8 protein-coding genes, 4 tRNA genes and 1 rRNA gene are annotated in these 8,203 nt (G+C 51.7%); 6 read left to right on the top strand and 7 right to left on the bottom strand.

What is annotated here, in order from left to right; all coding sequences use genetic code 11:
• The 5 genes from H1S01_RS13345 to H1S01_RS13325 form a co-directional block, all read right to left on the bottom strand.
• Window positions 1–342, bottom strand: a 16S ribosomal RNA gene (locus tag H1S01_RS13345); the annotation flags it as partial.
• Between the two features lie 308 nt (window positions 343–650).
• A tRNA-Leu gene (locus H1S01_RS13340) sits at window positions 651–733 on the bottom strand.
• Window positions 734–740: 7 nt separating this feature from the next.
• A tRNA-Trp gene (locus H1S01_RS13335) sits at window positions 741–816 on the bottom strand.
• Window position 817: 1 nt separating this feature from the next.
• A tRNA-Leu gene (locus tag H1S01_RS13330) sits at window positions 818–904 on the bottom strand.
• Between the two features lie 29 nt (window positions 905–933).
• Window positions 934–1,010 (bottom strand) — tRNA-Asp (locus H1S01_RS13325).
• A 327-nt stretch (window positions 1,011–1,337) separates the two neighbouring features.
• On the opposite strand from H1S01_RS13325, the gene H1S01_RS13320 reads away from it, so the two are divergent.
• The 4 genes from H1S01_RS13320 (at window position 1,338) to H1S01_RS13305 (ending at window position 5,004) form a co-directional block, all read left to right on the top strand.
• Complete coding sequence (locus H1S01_RS13320) at window positions 1,338–2,123, top strand: ABC transporter ATP-binding protein (protein WP_188040941.1); 786 nt, start codon at window positions 1,338–1,340, stop codon at window positions 2,121–2,123.
• A 112-nt stretch (window positions 2,124–2,235) separates the two neighbouring features.
• Window positions 2,236–3,252, top strand: coding sequence for an aliphatic sulfonate ABC transporter substrate-binding protein (locus H1S01_RS13315; RefSeq protein ID WP_188040940.1), 1,017 nt, complete (start codon window positions 2,236–2,238; stop codon window positions 3,250–3,252).
• 13 nt (window positions 3,253–3,265) lie between these two features.
• Complete coding sequence (locus H1S01_RS13310) at window positions 3,266–4,138, top strand: ABC transporter permease (RefSeq protein WP_188040939.1); 873 nt, start codon at window positions 3,266–3,268, stop codon at window positions 4,136–4,138.
• A gap of 17 nt (window positions 4,139–4,155) precedes the next feature.
• Window positions 4,156–5,004, top strand: coding sequence for a 4Fe-4S dicluster domain-containing protein (locus tag H1S01_RS13305; RefSeq protein WP_207732332.1), 849 nt, complete (start codon window positions 4,156–4,158; stop codon window positions 5,002–5,004).
• 67 nt (window positions 5,005–5,071) lie between these two features.
• On the opposite strand, the gene H1S01_RS13300 is transcribed toward H1S01_RS13305, so the two are convergent.
• Together H1S01_RS13300 and ychF are read right to left on the bottom strand one after the other, a co-directional pair.
• Entirely contained in the window at window positions 5,072–5,650 is a 579-nt protein-coding gene (locus tag H1S01_RS13300; RefSeq protein ID WP_188040938.1) for a single-stranded DNA-binding protein, read from the bottom strand.
• Between the two features lie 75 nt (window positions 5,651–5,725).
• The gene (gene ychF / locus H1S01_RS13295; protein WP_188040937.1) at window positions 5,726–6,826 is read right to left on the bottom strand and encodes a redox-regulated ATPase YchF; all 1,101 of its coding nucleotides are present in this window, start codon (window positions 6,824–6,826) and stop codon (window positions 5,726–5,728) included.
• A gap of 167 nt (window positions 6,827–6,993) precedes the next feature.
• Here ychF and H1S01_RS13290 point away from each other — a divergent pair, with 167 nt between their 5' ends.
• Entirely contained in the window at window positions 6,994–7,131 is a 138-nt protein-coding gene (locus tag H1S01_RS13290) for a hypothetical protein (RefSeq protein WP_188040936.1), read from the top strand.
• A gap of 136 nt (window positions 7,132–7,267) precedes the next feature.
• Window positions 7,268–8,176 carry a hypothetical protein gene (locus tag H1S01_RS13285; protein WP_188040935.1) on the top strand — a complete coding sequence of 303 codons (909 nt, stop codon included), beginning with the start codon at window positions 7,268–7,270 and terminating at the stop codon, window positions 8,174–8,176.
• The last annotated feature ends 27 nt before the right edge of the window (window positions 8,177–8,203 follow it).

Below are 8,203 nucleotides of genomic sequence, written 5' to 3'. Positions count from 1 at the left end.
GAGTCTGGGCCGTGTCTCAGTCCCAGTGTGGCCGTTCACCCTCTCAGGCCGGCTACCGATCGTCGCCTTGGTGAGCTATTACCTCACCAACTAGCTAATCGGACGCGGACCCATCCAAGAGCGGATTGCTCCTTTGGTTGTCCGGGGATGTCCCCAGACAACGTTATGCGGTATTAGCAGCCCTTTCGGGCTGTTATCCCCCACTCTCAGGCAGGTTATCCACGCGTTACTCACCCGTCCGCCACTAAGCACTTCCACCGAAGTATCCGTGCTCCGTTCGACTTGCATGTGTTAGGCATGCCGCCAGCGTTCGTCCTGAGCCAGGATCAAACTCTCCACAAAATATTGTAGATAAGCTTGAGTCAAGCTCTCGTTAATGAAATCATTGTCCGTCCCGCTTGCGCGGGCCGAATTGACTTTAGTTTCGCACGCTTTTGCTTTAACAACTGTTTGATTTTCAAGGACCAGATATTACGACCTGTTGTCGTATTTTTCCGCTCGTTCTGCGGCGGAGTTTTATATTATCACTTTCGTCCTGGCGAATCAACAGGATATTTGAGGTAACTTTTTGTTTCACCTAAATATCAGGATTGCCGTGGACAGGAGTCATACTATAACACTTCACTCCATCAGAGGCAAGAGGAATCTTTTGGTGCGAGAGGGGGGATTTGAACCCCCACGGTTGCCCACACGCCCCTCAAACGTGCGCGTCTGCCAGTTCCGCCACTCTCGCATTCAGATGGCAGGGGAGACAGGAATCGAACCCGCAGCCTACGGTTTTGGAGACCGCCGCTCTACCAATTGAGCTACTCCCCTATGGTGCCGAAGGCCGGGGTCGAACCGGCACGAAGTTTCCCTCACTGGTTTTTGAGACCAGCGCGTCTGCCAATTCCGCCACTTCGGCATATTCAATGAAAGGATACTTAAATTAGATGGCGGAGCAGACGGGATTCGAACCCGCGATCTCCAGCGTGACAGGCTGGCATGTTAGGCCTCTACACCACTGCTCCCCTATCGTTCAGTGCTCATCAAGCTTTCACTCAATGCAGCGCCGAACAGTAACTAAGGATATCAGCTAACAATCATCTTGTCAAATGAATTTTATGGGAACTGTATATTTGATTCGATAATGTGATTGACAAGACCAGTTCAACCATATAAAATCAAATTCACATCGATTTAGTCGACTTTCGTTTTTACCTCTTGACCCTGGGATATTTCTCATTGCGAATACGTTGTCGACCAGAAAGACTGGAGGCCACAAACCTGACCGCTCTCAACCGAGAGCCGGTTTGTTTGGCCTCCTTTATTTTTTAAACCAACCAGGAGGGAGACGAATGAACACCGTTCAAGAACCAGCTCATTTAACGATTCAACAACTGACAAAGACTTTTAAAGTCAAAGACGGTGATGTGGCCGCCCTCAAGGACATCAACCTCACCGTCCGGGAAGGCGAGTTCATCAGCATTGTGGGCAGCAGCGGCTGCGGCAAAAGTACGATGCTGCGCATCATTGCCGGACTAGAAACCCAGTTTGAGGGCATTCTCCGCCTGGGAGGTCAGCCTATCGCCGAACCCGGTTTAGACCGGGGCTTTGTCTTCCAAGAACACCGGCTTTTGCCCTGGCTGACGGTTAGGGAAAACGTCGCTTTTGGACTGCTTACCAACCCGAAAGAAGACCAGGACAAACTGATTCAGGAACACATTGACCTTGTAGAACTGAAAGGCTTCGAAAAGGCTTATCCCCATCAATTATCAGGTGGTATGGCCCAGAGAGCCGCTATTGCCCGTGCACTAGTCAACCGGCCTCAAGTATTGTTGCTTGATGAACCCTTTGGTGCTCTGGACGCTCTGACCAAAATTCAAATGCAAGAAGAAATCTTACGCATCTGGCAGCTTGAAAAGATGACCATGATCCTCGTCACGCACGATATCGATGAAGCCATATACCTTGGCGATCGGGTGGTGATCATGTCTAGCCGTCCCGGTCGAATTAAAAAGATCGTTCCCGTGGAAATGGGCCGGCCACGAGATCGCAACTCGTCCCACTTTAATCAAATTCGCAAGACCGTATACAGCGAGTTCTTTAGTGAGCAGGAGCAGCCCTTCGTATATTCCATCTAAAACCTTATAGACCCAATCCCCTCCGCAAATTAATGTCCAAAGCAATGGCTGACTCATCTATGAAGGTTTTAGAGAATTCCGATTAAAAAATCAATGCAGGAGTGATGTACCGATGTTTGGATTCATCAAAGGAAAAAGACTGCTCGCTTTCCTGGCTCTGGCCACCACGGTCACGGCGGGAATCTTGGCTGGCTGCAGCAACGGCAATAGTACCAATCCGGCCTCTACCGGCACCCCTCCACAGATTAAGCTCGACTACGCTTATTACAACCCCGTCAGCCTGGTGCTGAAGGAGAAAGGCTTCCTGGAAGAAGCGTTCGCTAAAGAGGGCACCAAAATTGACTGGGTTCTAAGCCTGGGAAGCAATAAGTCCCTTGAACTGCTGAACAGTAAAAGCGTTGACTTTGGCTCGACTGCGGGTGCAGCTGCCCTCATCGGCAAAGCGAATGGTAACCCCATCAAGTCGGTGTACATATACTCCAAACCCGAATGGACCGCATTAGTCGTAAAAAGCGGCAGCCCCATCCATCAGATCAGCGATCTTAAGGGAAAGAAAATCGCCGTCACCCGCGGCACCGATCCTCACATCTTTCTCTTACGAGCCTTGGAACGAAACGGATTGACTGATAAAGACGTACAGATCGTCACCTTGCAGCATCCTGACGGCAAAAACGCTCTCGAAAAAGGTGATGTCGACGCTTGGGCCGGTTTAGATCCTCATATGGCTCAGACAGAAGTGGAGAGCGGCTCCGAACTCATTTTCCGGGATCCCGATATGAACACCTATGGTTTCTTAAACGTTCGTGAAGAATTTGCCCAGAAAAACCCTGATACGGTTATACGAGTTCTCCAAGCCTATGAGAAGGCTCGGAAATGGGCGATTGAACATCCCGCTGAATTTTTGCAGATCGTTGAAAAAGAAGCCAAATTGACTGAACCTGTAGCCAAGAAGGTCCTGGAACGAACTGACCTGAAAAACCCTGCCATCGGTGACGTTCAAAAAGATGCTATCATCGCCGCCGGTAATGTGATGGTGAAAAGCGGCATCGTCAACAGCGGAACGGACATCGCAAAAACAGCCGCTGATTTGATCGATCCCCAATACGTCCAGAAACTCGTCAAAGAATAGGGGGCTTATTTCCATGAGTATCACCGACGGTCTGCGGCCTGACGAAAGCCGATTAAAGGATAGCCTTCCTTCTGCGGGCACTTCGTCGGTTAGCTCTCGTCGTAAAAACGACAGTAGCCTTCTTCAACTATACCAGGGAGCAGCCCAATGGACCGTAGGTATTCTCGTCCCCGCTTTCCTCGTCATCCTGTGGGAAGGATTCGCGCAGGCTGGCCTTCTCCCGCCCAACATGTTGCCGGCACCGTCCAAAGTGCTATTGACTATCGTGGATTTATATTCCCGAGGAGAACTTGTCGACCATATCGGCATCACTCTTTACCGCGTCTTTGCTGGATTTTTGATCGGAACTTTCACGGCGACGGTCTTGGGCATATCGACAGGGTACTCCCCTTTATTTCGTCGGCTCTTCGACCCGCTGCTGCAAGGACTGCGTAATATCCCTTCCATGGCTTGGGTTCCCCTGTTTTTATTATGGATGGGGATCGAAGAGACCTCAAAAATCATGCTCATCGCCGTCGGTGTCTTTTTCCCGGTCTATCTTAACTTGATGACGGGATTGCAGAACGTAGACCGGAAGCTGGTGGAGGTCGGCCGGGTCTACGGTTTACGGGGCCTGCAACTGATCCGCCGGATTTACCTGCCTGCCACTATCCCGGCATACATGACCGGACTTCGCAGCGGTCTCGGACTCGGTTGGATGTTTGTCGTTGCCGCTGAGATCATGGGCGCCAGCAAGGGATTGGGCTATCTGATGACAGACGGACAGATGACCGGCCGCCCAGCTATCATTCTGGGCAGTATCATCCTCTTCGCCGTCTTCGGTAAACTCACCGATATGATTGTCGAAATGCTGGCCGAAAGGCTGGTAAGCTGGCAAAAACAATAATACGTGGGGATGACAACATGAACGCAAAGCCCATCAGTAGATCTGAATTAAAACGAAAAGTGACCCGATACGCCAAATCTCTCGGAGCCGAACTGGTCGGTTACGCTCCAGTATCACGGTGGAATGAATACGGTGAAGTCCCTACAGCGTACCGGCCGCAGCACCTCTGGCCGCAAGCCAAGACCATCATCGTGCTGGGGACACCGATGCTCCTGCCGATGCTGGAAACGACTCCCTCGATCAATCACGGTGTGATGTACGATACGACGAATGACTTCCTTGACCGCATTGCCTACCAGTTATCCCTCTATTTAAACCGGCTCGGCTACGCCTCCATCTTCAGTCCCCGGGACGGCTATGGTGACGTGGAAGTTTTACTGGAGAACCCTGTTGGCTGTTTCAGCCACGTCTATGCCGGGAAATACGCCGGGCTGGGAACGATCGGCTACAGCCATAACTTGATCAATAAGCAGTATGGCCCCCGAGTTCGCTATGTTTCGATCTTCACGGAACTGGATGTGGAAGGCGATCCCCTCGTCAAAAGAGATTTATGTACGAAGTGCCTAATCTGCCAAAAACTATGCCCCTCAAACGCCTTTACCACCCAAGAGGATCGTTTAATCGCCGATTTTGACAAGATGGCCTGCACCCGCCACCACGAAGTCCTAGGACGAGAAAAACGCTGGCCCTGCGGCGTCTGTATTAAGGTATGCCCGATTGGCGAAGACCGGAAGCTCTATCAAAGCCGAAACATACAGTTGTATCTGGACGAGCCTGAGGTGCTGCAAAAAAACCCCGACGATGAGCGTTACAGCGCCTGGGTCCATGTTCGGAAGCACGGCTCTAAAGGGAACCGGATATTTTGATAAAGACCAAAATAAAAAGGCCGGTGTGGCATTGTAGATCTTTATGCCACACCGGCCTTTTCCCATTTTAAAAGGGGAGATCGTCCTCTTCCGGAGGATCGGGGAAGCTGATTTCGCTGCCAAACCCACCGGCACCGCCACCGCCGTAGTTGCCGCCGCCGGCAGGACCGCCAAAGCCTCCCCCGGAAGCTCCGCCAAATCCGCCTGCACCGCCATATCCACCGCCGGCAGCCGGTCCACCGTAGCCGCCGCCAGCCGGAGGTGCACCAAAGCCAGAGGCACCTGCGCCAGCACCAGCCCCCGGTTGAGCGTCACCACGCTCTAAGAAACGGACCGTTTCGGCGATAATTTCCACAGCCGAACGCTTCTGACCCGACTGCTGTTCCGTCCAGGACCGGGTTTGCAAGCGACCGTCGATCGCCACGAGGCGGCCCTTATGTAGATACTGCGAACAGGTGATAGCTTGTTGGCTCCAGACGACGATGTTGAACCAGTCGGTCACCTTTTCGGTTCCCGCTTGCCGCTGGTTCGACGATTGAGGCCGGTCTACGGCGATACTGAAGGAGCAGACTGGTGTACCGCTGTTCGTATGCCGCAGTTCCGGATCCCGGCCTAAACGACCAATCAGGATTACCCGGTTTAACATGGAATTTCCCCCTTATTATTCCATATATTTCAAGTCTAGCATAGGATTCTTACTTCGACAACTCTTTTCCTTAAATTATACGTTAAACCGGAAATGTACGACATCCCCATCTTGCATCACATACTCTTTGCCTTCCAAACGCATGAGTCCCTTGTCCCGGGCAGCGGCCTGGCTCCCGGTGGAGATCAGGTCATCATAGCCGGTGACCTCCGCACGGATAAAGCCCCGTTCAAAATCGGTGTGAATGACACCGGCGGCTTGAGGTGCTTTCATGCCCTTCGTAATCGTCCAAGCACGGACCTCCTGCACTCCCGCTGTAAAGTAGGTGATCAAGCCCAGCAGGGTATAGGTCTCCCGGATCAGGCGGTCGAGGCCTGATTCCTTGAGGCCCAAGTCTGACAAGAACATGGCTCGCTCTTCCGGGTCGGTCAGTTCGGCGATCTCTGCCTCAATCTTGGCACAGATGACGACAACGCCAGCGCCTTCTTGATCGGCCCGAGCCCGAACCTCTTTCACCAGCGGATTGTCCGGTTGGCCCACTTCATCTTCCGATACGTTCGCCACATAGAGCACCGGTTTGCTCGTCAAGAGGAACAAACCTCGCACGATTTCCGCCTCTTCCGCCGTCCAGTCGAGAGCACGAGCCGGCTTTTCTTCTTCGAAAGCGTCACGGAGCCGCTCCAGCACTGATTTTTCAGCCAGGGCTTTTTTGTCGCCCGATTTTAGGTTTTTCTGAACCCGATCGAGGCGCCGCTCGACCGCTTCCATATCAGAAAGGATTAATTCCAGTTCAATCGTGTCAATATCCCGTAAGGGCGATACTTTTCCATCGACATGGGTGACATCGGAATCTTCAAAGCACCGTACCACATGAATGACAGCGTCGACTTCACGGATATGGGATAAAAACTTGTTGCCGAGACCTTCCCCTTTTGAGGCGCCTCGCACGAGACCGGCAATATCGACAAAGCGCACGACTGCCGGAACGACCCGATTCGGTTTGACCATTTCTGCCAGCTTGTCCAACCGGGGATCGGGGACTTCCACCATACCCACGTTCGGTTCAATGGTACAGAAAGGATAATTGGCGGCTTCCGCGCCCGCCTTGGTAATCGCATTAAATAGGGTGGATTTGCCGACGTTTGGCAAACCGACGATACCCGCCTGGACCGGCACAACGATCAACTCCCACAGTGATTTGGCCATAGCCACAGTTTAGTTTAGACGAAGGAACCTATGATTTCAAGGGAGGCCTCTTATCTGAGATTCGCTCCATCTTGTAGCACTCCCTGCCTTTTTACATATTTTATAAAAGAAAGCCCTGTGACAAGGGAGGTGGGGCGATGGCTTCACGGGACGGTTTTGAGTTCGGCGGCTTTGAAATCGACAATTGGAAAGACTTTTTTCAGGGCGATAAGGGGATTATCCTCCTGATCATCGCCGCCGTCGTGCTCTTTCTCATCTTCGGCCGGGATGATTAGAAGAAGTTGTCCACCTCATTTAGGTGGGCAACTTTTAGATTTTTCTAAGAATGTATATTTTCTAGAATCTTAATCCTGAAAATATAGTAAAATGGATTTACATAACGTACTTCGATCAATTGCAAGGAGCCCTGCAATGGCTGATGATTTAATTTTTCCACAGGACGGGAGTTTAAATTTAGATAGTTTCTCATTAGAAGATTTGGAAGCCGATTTGCATCGATCTATTCCACCCGATATGAGCCAATCGAACTCCTCTACGGCCAGTGAATCTTCCCCCATCCTTATCGATTCGTCACTGACAGGCACAAAAAAACAGTCAGAATTCCCATCATCGGAATCCAATCAGGGAACCGCCGCGGCGCTGCCGGTCCAACCGGTCGACGGCTTGGCCAAAGTCAAGGCATTGGCCAAAAGCCGGTGGATGCTTATTCCCCTCGGTCTCATCTTGGCTCTCGCCCTTTCGATTCCGCTAGTATGGGGAATCGGCAAGGTTTACGATCATTATCTGGTGCCGCCTGAATCATATGGACCAGAACGTCTAGCCGAATACGCGAATGCAGACAAAGTCATCCGAGATCACCTGCTCAATAAATTCGAACAGTTAAGTCATGCGGTTACGGAAAATAACGATGAATTAATCGATCAAGCTTTGACTGAACAATCGCCCCGGCGAGAGGAAGTCAAACAGTCCATCGCCAGTTGGCATCAGTTTTTTTCCCGCTATCCGCAGTTTGAGGATCCCGAGTATGCTCTTCAGGTCTACTTGGTCCGGAATGTAAAGGTAGACGCCGAGAAACAAACCGTTGAAGCGGTGGCCGACGTGAGCGCCTTCAGTTCCTATCATGTATCCAAACAGCGTCTCGAAAAAAGCCACGATTATGTGTTATGGGTACGCCTGGTCTACCGGGACGGGGATTGGCGGCTCGATGATTTCCGGCGCCTCCGGGAGGGAAGTCCCGAGACAGACAGTATCTCCGGGGACAACTCGAGCCTGGCTTTTTTCCTCAGCGATTTCCCAGCGCATTTCGGCAGCCGCCTCTAAAAAAAGCAGTGCCAGTTCTCTGCGGTT

The sequence above is a fragment of the Heliobacterium chlorum genome, assembly GCF_014502795.1.
In the GTDB taxonomy this organism is placed as follows: domain Bacteria; phylum Bacillota; class Desulfitobacteriia; order Heliobacteriales; family Heliobacteriaceae; genus Heliobacterium; species Heliobacterium chlorum.
This window is presented reverse-complemented; position numbering and strand designations above follow the sequence as displayed.